Annotated in this window: 9 protein-coding genes; all 9 read right to left on the bottom strand. The window is 72.2% G+C overall.

What is annotated here, in order from left to right; all coding sequences use genetic code 11:
* Positions 1–85: 85 nt before the first annotated feature.
* Positions 86–6,364 carry an amino acid adenylation domain-containing protein gene (locus ABZ385_RS29845; protein ID WP_358913866.1) on the bottom strand — a complete coding sequence of 2,093 codons (6,279 nt, stop codon included), beginning with the start codon at positions 6,362–6,364 and terminating at the stop codon, positions 86–88.
* Positions 6,365–6,495: 131 nt separating this feature from the next.
* Positions 6,496–7,479, bottom strand: coding sequence for an amidohydrolase family protein (locus ABZ385_RS29840; RefSeq protein WP_358913865.1), 984 nt, complete (start codon positions 7,477–7,479; stop codon positions 6,496–6,498).
* Positions 7,476–7,724, bottom strand: a complete 249-nt coding sequence (locus ABZ385_RS29835) for a phosphopantetheine-binding protein (protein ID WP_358582101.1) — start codon at positions 7,722–7,724, stop codon at positions 7,476–7,478. Before ABZ385_RS29835 ends, ABZ385_RS29840 begins: the two co-directional genes overlap by 4 nt.
* Positions 7,721–8,794 (bottom strand): amidohydrolase family protein, encoded by a 1,074-nt coding sequence (locus ABZ385_RS29830; RefSeq protein ID WP_358698346.1) that lies wholly within the window; start codon positions 8,792–8,794, stop codon positions 7,721–7,723. The genes ABZ385_RS29835 and ABZ385_RS29830 overlap by 4 nt, the downstream gene beginning before the upstream one ends.
* The gene (locus tag ABZ385_RS29825; RefSeq protein WP_358698352.1) at positions 8,791–10,305 is read right to left on the bottom strand and encodes an AMP-binding protein; all 1,515 of its coding nucleotides are present in this window, start codon (positions 10,303–10,305) and stop codon (positions 8,791–8,793) included. The genes ABZ385_RS29830 and ABZ385_RS29825 overlap by 4 nt, the downstream gene beginning before the upstream one ends.
* Before the next feature lie 89 nt (positions 10,306–10,394).
* Entirely contained in the window at positions 10,395–12,104 is a 1,710-nt protein-coding gene (locus ABZ385_RS29820; protein WP_358913864.1) for an aminotransferase class III-fold pyridoxal phosphate-dependent enzyme, read from the bottom strand.
* Complete coding sequence (locus ABZ385_RS29815; protein WP_358582109.1) at positions 12,076–12,741, bottom strand: GNAT family N-acetyltransferase; 666 nt, start codon at positions 12,739–12,741, stop codon at positions 12,076–12,078. The genes ABZ385_RS29820 and ABZ385_RS29815 overlap by 29 nt, the downstream gene beginning before the upstream one ends.
* A gap of 20 nt (positions 12,742–12,761) precedes the next feature.
* Positions 12,762–13,718 carry a fatty acid desaturase gene (locus ABZ385_RS29810; protein WP_358913863.1) on the bottom strand — a complete coding sequence of 319 codons (957 nt, stop codon included), beginning with the start codon at positions 13,716–13,718 and terminating at the stop codon, positions 12,762–12,764.
* A gap of 164 nt (positions 13,719–13,882) precedes the next feature.
* On the bottom strand, positions 13,883–15,241 hold the full coding sequence (locus tag ABZ385_RS29805; RefSeq protein ID WP_358913862.1) for a condensation domain-containing protein: 1,359 nt from the start codon (positions 15,239–15,241) through the stop codon (positions 13,883–13,885).
* Between the last annotated feature and the right edge of the window lie 717 nt (positions 15,242–15,958).

The following is a 15,958-nucleotide window of genomic DNA, read 5'->3' as shown; positions in this document are numbered from 1 at the left end:
GTGCCTCCACGTCGTGACGGAAGCCCGGGGACCGGGCGGATCGGGTGTGCTCTCGGTGTGTATGTGTGTATGTGTGTATGTGCGTCTATGTCTCTGTGCGCAGGCGCGTGGCGAGCACGGCCACGGTGGGCGCTTCGAAGAGCGTCCGGACGCGGATGCCCGCGTCGAGGTCCGCCCGGATGCGCGCGATCAGCCGGGTGGCGAGCAGGGAGTGTCCGCCGAGGTCGAAGAAGCTGTCGTCGATGCTGACCCGGGGCACCCCGAGCACCTGCTCGAACAGGTCGCACAAGGCCTTCTCGTCCGGCGTGCGCGGGGCCCGCCCCGCCCCGGTTCCCGCGGTGTCCGGCGCGGGCAGGGCACGGCGGTCGAGTTTGCCGTTCGCGTTCAGGGGGAGCCGGTCCAGCTCCACGAACGCGGCGGGGAGCATGTACGCGGGCAGGGTCCGCTCCAGGTGCGCGCGCAGTTCCGCCGACGAGGGCGCGTCCCGCGTGCCGCGGCCGGGCACGTAGTACGCGACCAGCGTCTTGTCGCCCGGCCGGTCCTCCCGTACGACCACGGCCGCTTGGCCGACACCGGGGTGGCCGGTCAGCGCCGCCGACACCTCGTCCGGTTCGACGCGGAAGCCACGGATCTTGACCTGGTCGTCCGTCCGCCCGATGAACTCCAGGCAGCCGTCCCGGTGCCGACGTACCAGATCACCGGTGCGGTACATCCGCTCGCCCGGGCCGCCGAAGGGATCGGCGACGAAGCGCTCCGCGGTCAGCACGGGGCGGCCGAGGTAGCCACGCGCCAGCCCGGCGCCCGCGATGTACAGCTCACCCACCACCCCGGGCGGTACGGGCTTGAGGTGCCCGTTCAGCACATGGAGACGGGTGTTGTCGAGGGGGCGGCCGATGGGCGGAGCACGGTGGCCGCAGTCCTCGCCCAGCCAGGCCGTGGCGTAGACGGTCGTCTCCGTCGGCCCGTAGACATTGGCGATCCGGGCCCCGGGAACGGCGGCCCGCACCTCCGCCACGACATGGGCGGGCAGCGCCTCGCCGCCCAGGACGACCGTCTCCGCCCGGAGGTCCACGTCGTGCTGGCCGAGGAGATGGGACACGGCCGAGGGCACACCGCTGAGCAGACTGCCCGTCCAGCGTCCCGCCGGGCGCTCCGCCACCGCGAGCACGTCGCGGACGACCTCGACGGTGCCGCCGCACAGCAGGGGGCACAGGATCTCGAAGACGGAGACGTCGAAGGTCAGCGAGGTGGCGGCCAGGACGTGGGAGAGCCCCTGGCGCCCGAAGGTGCGCCGGGCCCAGAGCGCGAGGTTCACGGCGGCGGAGTGCGGGACCGCCACGCCCTTGGGGCGGCCGGTCGTCCCGGACGTGTAGAGCACGTACGCGGTGTTGCCGGGGAGCGGCGCTCGCAGCGGGCCGTCGTGGGGGAGAGGGCCGTCGGTGAGGGCGTCGTCGGCACGCAGCACCGGAACGCCGTCGGGAAGCAGTGCCGAGGTCTCGTCGGTGGCGACCGCGCAGACGGGGGCCGCGTCGGCCATGACCAGGGCGATGCGCCCGGCCGGGTGGCGCGGGTCCAGGGGAAGGTAGCCGGCGCCGGTCTTCAGGACGGCCAGTACGGCCACCACCATGTCCGCCGACCGGGGCAGGGCCAGGGCCACCAGCCGGTCGGGCCCCGCTCCGGCCGCGCTCAGCCGCCTGGCGAGCCGGTCCGCACGGGCGTCGAGCCGGGCGTAGGTGAGACGGTCGCCGCCGCAGATCACGGCCGTCGCCTCCGGGGTGCGGGCCACCTGGTCCCGGAAGAGGGCGGGCAGGGTGGTAGCGGGCCTGGGACGGTCGGTCCGGGCGTGTTCCGCCAGCAGCCTGCGGTGCTCCTCGGGGGTCAGCACGTCCAGGGCCTCGACGGGCGTGTCCGGGGCGCTCACCGCCCGGGTCAGCAGGAGGGTCAGCCGGGTGACCAGGCCGAGGGCGGTCTCCCGGTCGAACAGGTCGGTGCTGTATTCGAGGAAGCCGCTCAGCCCGTCCGGCGCGCCGTCCGCCGTCCGCCGCTCGGTGACGTTGAGCAGCAGGTCGAAGCGGGCCGCCCCCGGGTGCAGGAGTTCGCTGTCGATCTCCAGCCCGGGGGTGGTCCAGCGGGGTTCGGGGGCGTTCTGCAGCGCCAGGGAGACCTGGAAGAGCGGATGGCGGCCGATGGCACGGGCCGGGTTGAGGTCCTCGACGAGGTACTCGAAGGGCACGTCCTGGTGCGCGTAGGCGCCCAGCGCGGTGTCGCGGGTGCGGTGGAGCAGCTCGCGGAAGCTCGGGGAGCCGGAGGTGTCCGTGCGCAGCACGAGGGTGTTGACGAAGAATCCGACGGACCGGTCCAGGGCCTGGTCGGTGCGCCCGGCGACGGGTGAGCCGATGGGGATGTCGTGTCCCGCGCCCAGCCGGGTCAGCAGGGCGGCCAGGGCGGCCTGCAGCGCCATGAAGAGGCTGGTGCCGCTGCGGTGGGCCTGCTCGGCCAGCGCACGGTGCAGTTCCGCGTCCCAGGCGAGGGGCACCGTCGCGCCCCGGTACGTGGGGTCCGCGGGGCGCGGGCGGTCCGTGGGGAGGTCCAGCTCCGCGGGCAGCGTGCTCAGCTCCCGCCGCCAGTAGGCGAGTTGGCGGGCCAGCCGGCCGGCCGGGTCACCGGGGTCGCCGAGCAGGTCGCGCTGCCACAGCGTGTAGTCGGCGTACTGCACGGGCGGCCCGGAACGACCCTCGGACCGGCTGCCGGCCGCATGGGCGTCCTCGGTCCGCACGCCGGCGGCGCGCGCCTCGTAGGCCGCCATCAGATCCTCGGCCAACGGCGCGAAGGACCAGCCGTCGCAGGCGATGTGATGGATCACGAGCAGCAGCGCGTGCCGGCCCCGGCCGAGGGTGAAGAGGTGGGCGCGCAGCGGAATGTCACCCGCGAGGTCGAAGGGCCGCTCGATCGCCTCGTCGAGGGCGGCGGTCAGCGCGTCGTCGGTGACGCGCCGCACGGGCAGGGCCGCGCGGATGTCCGCCGGGTCGAGGATCCGCTGGCAGGGCTCCCCGTCCTGGTCGGGGAAGACCGTGCGCAGGACTTCGTGGCGGGCGAGCAGGTCCTGGAGGGCCGCGTGGAGCGCGCCGGTGTCCAGTTCGCCGGTCAGCCGGACCAGCCAGGGCACGTGGTAGGCGCGGCTGGGTCCTTCCAGGTGGTGCAGGAACCACAGGCGGCGCTGGGCGAAGGACAGCGGCAGCGTGTCGGGCCGGTCGGCCGGCCGCAGCGCGGGACGGGTGTCGGTGTCGAACCCGCGGTCCTGGATCCGGTCGGCCAGCTGGGCGACGGTGGGGCTGTCGAAGAGGGCGCGGACGGGCAGTTCGGTGCCCCGCGCGGCCCGTACCCGGGCCGCGAGGCGGGTGGCCAGCAGGGAGTGGCCGCCGAGCGCGAAGAAGTCGTCGTCGATGCCGATGTCCGCGACGCCGAGGATCTCGCCGAACAGGTCGCACAGCTCGCGTTCCAGCTCCGTGCGCGCGGGACGGCCGGAGCCGGCCTCGACGGCGGGGGCGGGCAGCGCCGCCCGGTCGAGCTTGCCGTTGACCGTCAGGGGCAGCCGCTCCAGGAGCACGATCGCCGCCGGCACCATGTAGTCGGGCAGCTTGTCGCGCAGGTACGCGCGCAGCGCGGCGGTCAGCCGTGTGCCGTGGCGGGCCGCCGCCGGGCGGGTGGCGTAGGCGGCCGGAGGGCCCGGCTCCGCGGCGGGCTCGTACGCCTGCAGCGTGGTGTCGGCGCGGGAGAAGAGGACGTCGACGGCGTCCACGTCCGTCGGCGACGGCGCGACCGCCACCCGGTAGCCGAGCCGCGCACCGAGTGCGTACAGCTCGTCGGGCTCGATTCCGTGCGGTGCGGCCGACAGGAGGTCCAGCGCCTCGGCCGGGGTCGCTCCCTCGTCCAGGGCCCGGACGGCGGCGGCCTCCCGGGTCGTCCGCCGGTTGGGGATCGCGGACATCCGCAGCTGCGCGGGACGGTGCTCGCCCAGGTACGCGGTGAGGGCGGCGAGGGTGTCCTCATCGCCGGTCCAGAGCAACCGGTGGGGCGCCTCGTGCGGGTCGGGTGCGTGCGGTGCCGTCGTCTTGTGCAGCACGGCGTCGTAGCGGAAGCGGGTCATCTCGTTGTGGTGGAGGCCGCGGCGCACCTGGATGTCGACCGTGCCGACCGACGGCTGGCGCCGGGCGAAGGCGTGGAAGTAGTCGGGCGCCAGGAGCAGTTCCTCCTCCAGCGCCAGGGCCCGTTCCACGGCCCGGCGCAGCCCGGCTGCATCACCGCCCGCGGCCGAGCGGCGCAGTTCCACGGCGGTGGTGAAGCAGCGCAGGGAGCGCGCGTCGCGGACGTCGCCGACGAACAGGGCCCCGCCCGGCGCGAGCAGCGCAAGGGCCCGCGTCAGTACGTCGTGGAGGTAGCCGGGGTCCGGGAAGTACTGCAGGACGGAGTTGAGGACGACGACGTCGAAGTGGCCGGCGGGCAGCTCGCCGATGGTGTCGGCCGCCCGGCAGCTCAGCCGGACCCGCGGGGCCAGCGCGGGCCGGGCCGCCACCTCGCGGCGCAGCAGGTCCACGGCCTGCCGGGAGACGTCCGTGCCCCAGTACTCCTGGCAGTCGGGAGCCAGTCGCGACAGGAGCAGGCCGGTGCCGACGCCTATCTCCAGGACGCGCCCGGGGCGCAGGGCGCGGATGCGGCGTACGGTCTCCTCGCGCCATTCCCGCATGTGCGGGACGGGCAGGGGCGCGCCGTCGAGGTAGCTGTCGTGCCAGCCGGAGAAGTCCTCGCCGAAGGCGGGGGCGGGGGTGTCGGCGCGGGGCGTGCGCGCGTACTGGGAGTCGAACACCTTCGCCCAGTCGCCGACCTGCTCGGCGGCGGTGTCGTCGGCCGCCTCGCCGGCCCCGGGGGCGGTGACGGCGTAGGCGGTCAGGCGTGGGTCGCCGGGGCGGTCCTCGCGGACGACGACGGCCGCCTGGCTCACGGCGGGGTGGGTGGTGAGGACCGACTCGATCTCGCCCGGCTCGATGCGGAAGCCGCGGATCTTGACCTGCTGGTCCGCGCGGCCGAGGAACTCCAGCGCGCCCTCGGCGTTCCGGCGCGCCAGGTCGCCGCTGCGGTACATGCGGCTGCCCGGCGGCCCGAACGGGTCGGCGACGAAGCGTCCCGCGGTGAGCCCCGGCCGGTTCAGGTAGCAGCGGGCGAGACCCGGCCCGGAGATGTACAGCTCGCCGGTGACACCGGCCGGCACGGGGCGCAGGGCCTCGTCCAGGACGTGGGCCGACAGGTCCGCGAGCGGGGCGCCGATCCGGCCGGCGGGCCGGCCGAGGGTGTCCTCCCGGGTGAGCGCCGTGTAGGTGACGTGGACGGTCGTCTCGGTGATCCCGTACATGTTGACCAGGACCGGCGCGTCGTCGGCGTGGCGCTCGTACCAGGGGCCCAGCTTCGCGAAGTCGAGCGGCTCGCCGGCGAAGACGACCGCGCGCAGGGCGAGCCGGTCGCCTTGCGCGGGCCGGTCCCGGTCGGCCTGGATCAGGGGGTAGAAGGCCGACGGGGTCTGGCTGAGGATCGTGACGCGTTCCTCGGCGAGCAGGGTGAGGAAGCGCTCGGGCGTGCGGCTGACGTCGTACGGGACGACGACCAGCCGTCCGCCGTGCAGGAGGGCGCCCCACATCTCCCACACCGACACGTCGAAGGCGTAGGAGTGGAAGAGGCTCCACACGTCCTGTTCGGTGAAGTGGAAGTGGGGCGCGCTGTGGGTGAAGAGGCGGACCACGTTCCGGTGGGTGACCACGACACCCTTGGGCCGGCCGGTGGACCCCGAGGTGTAGATGACGTACGCGGCGGTGTCCGGGCCCAGGGGCGCGGTGCGGTCGGCGTCCGTCGGGGGCCTCGGGTCCTGTTCCGCCAGCTCCGCGGTGGTTTCCGGGGCGGACAGAACCAGTCGGGGCGCCTCGGCGCGCAGGTCGAGGGGGTCCTGGCTGAGCAGGAGCAGCGGGCGGGCGTCCGCCAGGACGCCCGCCAGCCGTTCCGCGGGGTGGTGCAGGTCCAGCGGGAGGTAGGCGGCGCCGGACTTGAGGACCGCGAGAACGGCCACGACGAGGTCGATCGAGCGCGGCAGGGCCAGGGCGACGAGCTGTTCGGGTCCCGCGCCGCGCCGGATCAGGACGCGCGCCAGCCGGTTGGCGCGCGCGTCGAGCGCGGCGTAGTCGAGACGGTCGCCGCCGTGGTTGACGGCCGTGCGCCGGGGATGGCGCAGCGCCTGGGCCTCGAAGAGATCTGTCAGGGCCGTGCCGCCGGCCGCGGGCCGGTGGCACGCCGGTGCGCTTTCCGATCCGGTGAATGCCATTGCTCAGTACCTCACTTGTTCGGCCGGCGGATCCCGCCGCAGGGCTGTTCCGGGTCTTGGGTCCGGGGCTGTGGACCGGGTACGGCGGCCGGTGCGGTCCGGAGCGCGCGGCGGGCGGGGCCGTCGGGTCGTCAGCCGGTGGCGCCGGCGGCCCCGTTGCGCGGTGCGGCCACCGGGTGCCCGGCGGGGCGGCTGCCGGGCGCGAGGACGCGCAGCAGGTTCTCGGACAGGAGGAGTCGTCGGTCGGTGCGGGAGACCCCGGAGAAGACGGTCGGCCCGTGCAGGATCTCGTCGGTCAGGCGTTTGAGCCCGCCGCCCATGCGGCCGAGCGGCCAGTCCGTACCGAAGATGATCTTGTGGTTGATGCCCGCCCGGAAGAGCCGGTTGAGATGCTCCGGCCAGTCCGGGAGGTTCGGGGAACTGGCGAACCCGCCGATGTCCAGGTACACGTTGGGCCGGTACGCCGCGAGGTAGCCGCCGGTGTCCACATGGGTCAGCCCCGCGTGCCCCAGCACGAAGTCGACCCGGGGGAAGTCGCGGGCCGCCGCGTCGATTCTGATGGGGTCGGCGGGCTCGTAGTCCAGGCTCGCCGCCGTGGGCCCGGTGTGGACGAACACGGGCAGCGACAGGGCCGCGCAGATCTCGTAGTACGGGTAGAGATCCGGGTCGGAGGGCGAGTAGCCGCAGGGCGGATACAGCTTCACCCCGTCCAGGGCGTACTCGTCCACCATCCGCGCGAAGGCCCGCACCCCCTCGGGGCCGCGCCGCGGATCGACCCCGATGTAGACCCAGAAGCGATCCGGGTGGCGCAGCCGGATCTCGTGGTGGAGCCGGGCCGCCTCGGCGGGCGGCACGGTTCCGGGCATGCGCAGGCTGAAGTCCGGTACCAGCAGCACCGCCCGGTCGATCCCGGCGGCGTCCATCTCGGCGACGAGGCCGTCGGCCAGGTGGTCCTGATGCTGGTCGGCGTAGCCGCGGGCGATGCGGGCGACCGAGGGGGCCGGGCCCCTCGCGGCGAGCTTGCCGCGGACGTTGCCCGCGACGTCCTCGACGAACGCCCGGGGGATGAAGCGCGTGGACGCCACATGGCAGTGGCCGTCGTAGACGGTGGTCATCCGACGCAGTGCCGGACGATGCCCCGGATGGTGACGCCGTCGCTGTGGTCGAAGGTGGCGAAGTCGAAGGTCGTGTCGGTCTGCTCCTCCAGGTGGGCGATCAGACCGACCACCGCCATGGAGTCGAGCAGACCGGTGTGGCTGAGGTTGGTGTCCGCGTCGACGACGGTCTGCGTCTCCCCGGCGTTCCACTCCTCCACCCATGTGATCAGCGACTTCTCCAGTTCCGCGCTGTCTGGCTTCATGTCTGGCCACTCCTGTGCGTCGTCGCGCCGTCGTCGGGTCGTGGTGGTGTGCGGTGCGGCTCTTCGGACGTGCTTCCCGCGGGCTTCCTGCGGCCGGTCAGGCGCAGGCTGTTGCCGCCCATCAGCAGCCGCCGTTCGGCCTCCCGCAGTCCGGCGACGGCGGGGGAGCCCGGGGCGAACGCGCCGACCAGGCCGCTGAGCGACTCGGAAAGGCGGTACGAGGGCCAGCAGGTACCGAAGAGGATCTTGTGGCAGATGCCCGTGCGGAACAGCCGGTTCAGGTGCGCCTGCCAGCCGTCCGCGGCCAGGACCGAGTGGAACTGGCTGATGTCCAGATGCACGTTGGGCCGGTGGGCGCACAGATAGGTCGCCTCGTCGACGTGGGTGACCCCGCCGTGCCCCAGGATGAAGTCGACCTGGGGGAAGTCGCGGGCCGCCCGGTCCACCAGGAGGGGACTGCCGTACGAGAAGTCCAGGGGCCCCCAGCCCGGACCCGTGTGGGTGAGGACCGGCAGGCCGTGGTGTGCGCAGATCTCGAAGTACGGATCCAGCCGCGGATCACTGGGCGAGTAGCCGCACAGCGGATACAGCTTCAGCCCGGCGAAGCCGTACTCCGTGACGCACCGTTCGAAGAGATCGACGCCGTCCTGCCCCGCTCGCGGGTCCACACCCCAGAAGACGTGGAAGCGGCCCGGGTGGCGGCGGGCGACCCGGTCGTGCCAGGCCGCCAGTTCGGGGCGGGACAGACGGCACCGCGCCACCTCGGAGAAGTCCGGGACGACCAGGAACGCCTGGTCGACGTCCGCCTCGTCCATCTCGGCGACCAACTTGTCGGCCTCGTCGTCCTGGTGGAGGGCGAGTATGTGCTCCAGGGTGCGCGAGGGCCGCGTCCGATGGCCGTACGAGGTGAGCCGGTGGTGGACGTTGGCGGCCTGGTACTCCAAGAAGGCGCGCGGGATGGCCAGTTCGCTGCCGAGCTGCACCTGCGCGTCGACGACGAGGAGTCGGCCGGAGCCGCCGGCCCGCGGACCGGCGCCGACGGCCGCCACGGGCCCGCCCGGCTCGTTCACCGGCCCCCCTCGTCCGCTGCCGGGTCCGCCGCCGGCGCGGCGGAGATCGTGGCGGCGAAGTGCTCGGCCGCACGGGCCCTGCTCAGCTTGAGGTTGCCGGTCATGAAGGCGGGGTCGGACCGCAGCGGCCGCTCGGAGAAGATCATCGACATCACGCGCTGGTGGGGCGGGAGCGAGCCGTTGACCTCCTCGACCCGCTTGCGGAGCTGTACGCGCAGGTCGGCGTCCGCGGGGTCGGTCGGGGTGATGATCGCGCCGAGCCTGGCCGACTGCGAGGTCGGCACCACGATGATCTCGCTGAGGCCCTCGACGGCGGCGAACGCGCTCTCGATCTCGGCGGGGTGCACCTTGCGTCCGCTGCCGAGCACGATGACGTCCTTCTTGCGGCCGATCAGGGTGAGGTACCCGTCCTCGTCCAGCCGGCCGTAGTCACCGGTCAGGATGGAGCCGTCGGGGCGGAAGCAGTCCTCGGGCGCGCCGTCCTCGGTCTCGAAGTAGCCCTGGCTCAGCGGCGCCGGACGCTTGATGACCACCTCGCCGTCGTCCAGGAAGATCACCGCTTCCGGGTCGATCAGCTTGCCGACGGAGCCGAGGCGGTAGGCGTCCTGGGTGTTCCAGGCGACCATGCCGGTCTCCGTGAGCCCGTACGCCTCAAGGAGGCACACCCCCTGCTTCCAGTACCCTTCGAGGGTTTCGCGCCGGATCGGCGCCATTCCCGTGATCAGGAAGCGGATGCGCCCGCCGAGGAAGTCGCCCAGGCCGGTGCCCGCGCCGCTCGACGCGCTGAGCTGCAGCGCGGTGTCGTAGAAGACGGGCGGGCCGATCAGGAAGGTCGGCTGCTCCTTGCGCAGGGCCTGGAAGACGCGCTGGTAGGGGGCGAGGACCAGGTCCGCCCCGAGCCACAGGCAGCAGTAGACCGACAACCGCTGCTGGTAGTTGGAGAGCGGCAGGAAGATCAGGTGCCGGTCGGCGGCGGTCATCCGGTAGCTGTCGATGAAGCGGTTGATGACGTACTCGGTGCCGCTCGCCGTGATGCGAAGTCCCTTGAGCCGGCCCGACGTGCCCGAGGAGTAGACCAGGCTGTGCACGTCCGCGTGGTCGTACACCTCGGCGCTCGGCGGCACCACGTTCTCCCCGGGGACGCCGTCCGGCCGGATCACGGTGGGTGCCGTGAGCGGTACGGAGTCGTCCGCGACGAGCAGGGCCAGGCGGTGCCGGGCGGTGAACTCCGCGGGGTCGGTCACCTCCGTGGAGTCCGGGAACGCCTTGAGCAGGGCGCCGGTGGCCAGTGCCGCGAGGTCCCAGGCCAGCCAGTCGATGCTGTTGCCCGCCTTGATCCCGATGAGGTGGCCCCGGCGTACACCCGCGGCGGTCAACTGCCCGGCGCGCTCGGCCGCCAGGGCGTGCAGATCGCTCTGCGTCATCTCCCGGCGGGTGCCGGAGACGTCGATCTCCACCACGCGGGCGTCTTCGTGGCCTCCGTACCGGTCGGTGAGGCCGTGCAGGGTCATGCTCACTTCGGGTTCGCCTTTCGTTGCCGCTGTTGCCTTCTCGTCGTGCGGGGCGTCGGCGGGGCGGCCCGCACGGGGCCGCGCGCGGGTCACACGGTCTCCCGCACGGGACCGAGCGCGGACCGCAGCGCCGCGACGCACTCGGTCAGCGCCCGGCCGGCCAGGAAGCCGATGCGGCCGCCGAGCAGTTCCTCGTACGAGCCGCTGTCGGTGTCCCAGGTGACGCGCAGGTGCAGGACGCTGCCGCCGTCGGCGGCGGGCGTGACCCTCGCCTCGCGGCAGAGGGTGCGCCACAGCCAGCCGGCCTCGGCGCTCAGCCGGACCCCCTGGGCGGTGGTCTCCGCGCGGTCGGCCCAGACCACGGTGTCCGCCCCGAGCCGTCCGGCGAACTCCGCCTCGTGCCCCGTCGACCCCTCGCCGGTGGCGGCGAAGGGATCCAGGATGCGGGGCCGGGCGTGCAGGAGCTCCAGCACCTCGTGGGCCGGGTGCGGCAGCGACACGGTGCGGGTGAGCGGGGACAGTTCGGTGCCGGAGCCGTCGGCACGTCCCTCGTCGACCGCGCGCAGATGCGCGTCGGCCTCCGCGAGCAGGGTGTCGAGGACCGTCAGGCAGTGGTCGAGCTCGTCAAGGCCGATGACCATGGGGGGCTGGACCCGCAGCACCTTCGCGTTGTACAGCGAGTACGTGGACGTGATGCCCTCTTCCAGCAGTCGCCCGAGGACGAGACCGGCCAGGGCCTGGTCGTGGAATTCCAGGCCGTGCATCATGCCCACCCCGCGGTGTGCGGCGAGCACGCCGGGATGCCGCTCGGCGGCAGCGGCCAGCCGGTGTCCGATCGTCAGCGCCCTCTCCCGCACCCCGTCGAGGAAGAGGGGGTCCGAGGCGATGGCGACGCTCTCCAGGCCGACCCGGCACGACAGCGGGTTGCCGCCCAGACTCGATCCGAACGTCGAGGGCAGTTCCCGCAGGACCTTCCACACCTCCTCGGTGCCCAGCACCGCCGAGACGGGCAGCACACCGCCACCGAACGCCTTGCCCAAGCACACCAGGTCGGGGACGATGCCGGACTGCTCGTAGGCGAAGAAGGTCCCGCACCGTCCGAAGGCCGTCTGCATCTCGTCCAGGACGAGGAGGGCCCCTGCCTCGGTGCACAGCCTGCGCACCTCCTGCAGGTAGCCGGGCGGCGGCACGATCACCCCGGCCTCCGCCTGCACGGGTTCGAGCAGGACCGCGCCGACCGAGTCGTCGAGCGCGGCGGCCAACTCGGCCGTGTCACCGAAGTCCACCTGCCGGAAGTGCTCCATGAACGGGGCCAGGTGCGCGCGGTGTTCGGGGCGGTTGGAGGCGCTGAGGGTGGCGAAGGTCTTGCCGTGGAAGCAGCCGCGGGCGCTGATGACACCGGGGCGGCCGGTCGCGGCCCGGGCCAGTTTCAGCGCGTTGTCGATCGTCTCCCCGCCGCCGTTGGCCAGGTACGAGTACGGCAGCCGCTGCCCGGTGAGCTGCGCGAGCCGCTCGGAGAGCCGTATCTGCACGTCCTCGAACATGATTTTGGTGCTGTTGAGCACCCCGGTGTCGAGCTGTTCCCGCACGGCCGCGACGATCCGCGGATGGGAGTAGCCGAAGGACTGGTTGCCGTACTGGTCGAACATCGCGAGGAACGACCGTCCCTCGTCGTCGCTGACGCGGCTCCCCTCGCCCCGGTCCTGGACCTTGCAGCCCATGACGAACGCCATCTTGGCGTAGGTGGGGTGGTTGTGCGCCGCCTTCAGTTCAGCCAGCCGCTGGCGTCGAGTGCGCATACACGGCCCCCTTCGGATCGGTGGGCGCGTAGCTGTCGTAGTCGCCGAAGAAGTACTGCAGCACGCGGTTGCCGCGCTGTACGTCGTCGCGCGCGGCCTGCGCGGCGGCGGCCACGTCCAGGGCCGCCACCAGGCTGAGCGGCGCGCCCTGGAAGCGTTCGTCCGTGTACGGCTCGCCGAGCGCCACGAAGCCGATGTCCCGGTAGAAGCTGCGCAGGCCGCCCGTGTCGTCGACGAAGAAGTCACCGATGATGTGCGTCGCCTCGTGCGTGCGGACGGCGTGGACCAGCGCCTGGCGCATGAGCGCCATGCCGATCTCCCGGTGCCGGAGCTCCGGCAGGGTCATCAGGTGGCCGAACTCCACCAGCCGGTTTCCCGGCCGCAGCGAGGCCAGGTCGACGGTGTCGTCGCAGGGCAGCCCCGAGGGTGTGTCCGGGACGACCTTGACGGTGCCCACCGGCGCGCCGTCGAGGTAGCCGACGATGTATTCGGCCGTCCCGTCGAAGCGGTCGAAGGTGGCCGCCGTGTCGGCCGTGTCGGCGAGCCGGCCCTGGTCCTGCACGTAAACGGCGTCACGCAGCAGGATCACATCGGCTCGTTCGGCCTCGGTCCGGGCTATTCGATAAGTGACGTCCACGACCCTCACCCCTTTTGAGATCACTTGCGGAGCAGCTTCACGAAGAAGTCGAGATATCCGGTGTGGAAGTACCGGATGCGGTCCCGGACCTCGGTGTGGAGAGCGGGCAGCCGCTCGATCGGAAGATTCGGCATCAAATGGTGTTCGACGTGGTAGTTGTTGCCGTTCGTGAACCACATGGCGAGCTGATTGGAACGTATGGTCCGGGTATTGGCGAAGGGATCCCGATTGAGGGTCTCGCACTGGTAGTGCTCGGGCAGTTCGATCACCGCGTGCACCGGAGCGGCGACGAGCAGGAGCGGCAGCAGCCACACCCAGAGGATCACGGCCTGACCCGTCCACCAGGTCAGTGCGCCCAAGGCGGCGACGCCGGCCGCCGCGAGGAAGTGGTCCCGTCGGATCCTGCGGGACACCACGGCGTTCTCGCCGGGAATGTCCCTGCCCAGGAGCGAGCGGCCGAGATTCGCGACGAAGAACACGTAGTGGTGGGCCATGGAGAAGCGAACGACCTGGTCGAGAGCGACGGCGAGTCGCGAGCGGTCCCCCCGCGCGCCGTACTGGTCGCCGTAGTCGAAGAACTCACGGTTCATCGGGGTGCCCAGATCGCGGTGGTGGCGCATGTGCGTGGCCCGGTAGGCGGCGAAGGAGATGAGCATGGGCAGGCCGAGGACGATGCCGCTGACGGTGTTCGCCCGGCGGCTGCGAAAGGCCAGGTTGTGCAGCGTCTCGTGCTGGAGCTCCGCGGCGTGCGCGAACATGGCGCCGGTCAGGATGACGCCGAGGATCCGGCACCAGAGGATCGGTTGCAGCGCCAGCGCGATGCCCGCCCCGGTGAGGGCGGCGCACAGCGCCAGCTTGAGGGAGAACACCCAGCCCCGGGGCTCGGTGCGCAGGTGTTTCAGCGTTGCCTTGAGATCAGCGGCCTCCTGATGCCGGGACGAACGAGGGACTGCCGTCTCTCCTGCGGACGCGTCCATGCTCCTGCCTCCTTTCCGATCGCGACGCAAGGTGCGCGTGTGCCGAGGGCGCGTACGGGCGGGGTGTGTTCGCGGCACACCGCCCTCGGCTCGGCCCGGTCCGGCCCGGTCCGGGGCCGGCCGCGGCCGGTTCGTGGTTCGGCTCTGCTCGGGTCGCCGCGTGGTCAGCCCGTCGCCGCACCGGGCCGTGTCGCACCGGCCCCGCTGGCGCCGGGCCGCTCGGGCGTGGGGCACAGGGCGTGGAGGGGCGTGTGCGGACCGGCCTTCTCGATCGCGTCGAACATCGAGAGCAGCCTCGCCAGATGCGCCTCGGTCTCGGCGGCGCTGTAGAGGTCGGGGTGGGTGTCGAGGATGAGTTCCATGGTCCCGTCGGACGCGGTCTGGATCAGGTAGAGCGTCATGTCGACGGTGAGGGGGAGCGAAACCGTGTGCTGGATCGCCGGGACTCCCGCGAAGTCCAGCTTGTGGTCGAACAGCATGACGTTGACCATCGCGGCCCACAGCCGTCCGCTGCCGCCCTGTTCGGCGATCTCCCGCGACAACGCGGCCGTGGGATAGCGCGAGTGCGACAGGAGTTCGCGCACTTCCCGCGAGACGCGTCGCGCGTGCTCGGCCAGGGACGATCCGTCGTCGTGGGGGACCCGCAGCGGCAGGATGTTCGTCGTCATGCCGACGGCGTTGCGCACCCGCGGACTCAGCCGGCCGGCTGTCGGGAGCCCGAGGAGCACCTCGGGCAGCCGGATCGTGCTGCCCACGTACGCGGCCATCGTGCTGATGGCCAGATCGGACCAGGTCACGCCCAGGCTCTCCGCGACCTCTCCCAGGCGGGCGACCCGATCGGGCGTCAGCTCGTGGCGGAGCCGTCGGCCCGCGGTGACCTGGGCCCGGCGACGGGAGGGGCCGACGGGCTCCGGGTGGCCCGCCAGTTTGCCGTGCCAGTGCGCTCGATCCGCGAGGAATCGTCTGCCCTCCCGGTAGGCGGCCTCGCTCTCCCGCAGCCGCTCGAAGGGCTGCAGCATCCCCTTCTCGTGACTCCGCCCCTCTGCCAGGGCGCTGTAGACGGCTGCCACGCGGTTGAAGATCAGCGCGAGGCTCCAGCCGTCGACGACGGCGTGGTGGACCTTCCAGTACAGCAGGAAGCGGTCGTCCGCCGTCTTGAGGAGGGCGGCGGCGCACAACCTGACCGGGTCCACCGGACGGTGGACGTCCTCTTCCATCCAGGCCGCGGCCGCCGCGGCCGGATCGCTCCGTGCGCTCAGGTCGACCCAGCGCAGGGGAGTCGGGTCCGGGTGCACGAACTGGCGGGGCTCGCCGTCCACCGTGATGATTCCCAGGCGCAGCGCGTCGGCTTCGCGCTCGACCTGTAAATGTGCCGCGCGCAGGAGATCGGGGTCCACCGCGCCGCGGATCTCCAAGTAGTCACAGATGGAGAAGACGGGATTGGTGAGGTCGCCGATCTGTGCGTTCCAGGTTCTCGACTGTGCGGGGAGCAGCGGAAAGTGCTCCCCGTGAGGTGCGTGCACCGTGCGTCCCTTCTCTGGCGTGGGACAAACCGAAAGTATTCAGGAGGGGGGGCGAGGCGGAATTGGCTGGATGCACTTGTTTCGGCGGGATGGGCCGAAAATGACCTTCTTCGGTCGACCTCGGCGACGCTACACGCGCAACGAGAGGGCCTCAACCGTGAATGATCAACCTACGTTGTTATCAAGACAGGCTGAGATACGATCAAATTTGATCACTTTGTGTCAGGGGAAAGGGGAGATCCGCAGGTCACGGTAATTCCGTCGCCACATATGCCAGAGGTATTGGTGTGGTCCAACGTGCCTCGTGTGACCGGCGGCCGGAACGTCCCGCCCCCGCAGAGGCGGCCGGCGGCCGGGAAGAGACGGCTGGTGGCAGCGGTGGGAGCGGAACCGCCGGCGCCTTCCGGGAGGGCGTCACCACCAGCTGACCAGTTCCGCCAAGGCCGTCTTGACAGGGGTTCGACGACGCCGGGCGAGCGGCAGTGGGCCGTGGCCAGGGGGGACGAGAAAGCGGCAAGGCGTGTGGCGCGGGCCCGCGCCCGCCGGCGCACGTATGTGGTGCACTTGGCCGGATCATCCCCCCGCCCCCGACCACGTGGTCCCGGGGGGGGGGGCGGGCGCCCCCCCGGGCGCCACAGCGGGGCACACAACACACACCACACGCTACACCGCGGGGGTGCGCCACACCGAGAACCACCCGCCCCGCCGCTACGAATA

The organism is Streptomyces sp. NPDC005898 (genome assembly GCF_040629635.1).
In the GTDB taxonomy this organism is placed as follows: domain Bacteria; phylum Actinomycetota; class Actinomycetes; order Streptomycetales; family Streptomycetaceae; genus Streptomyces.
This window is presented reverse-complemented; position numbering and strand designations above follow the sequence as displayed.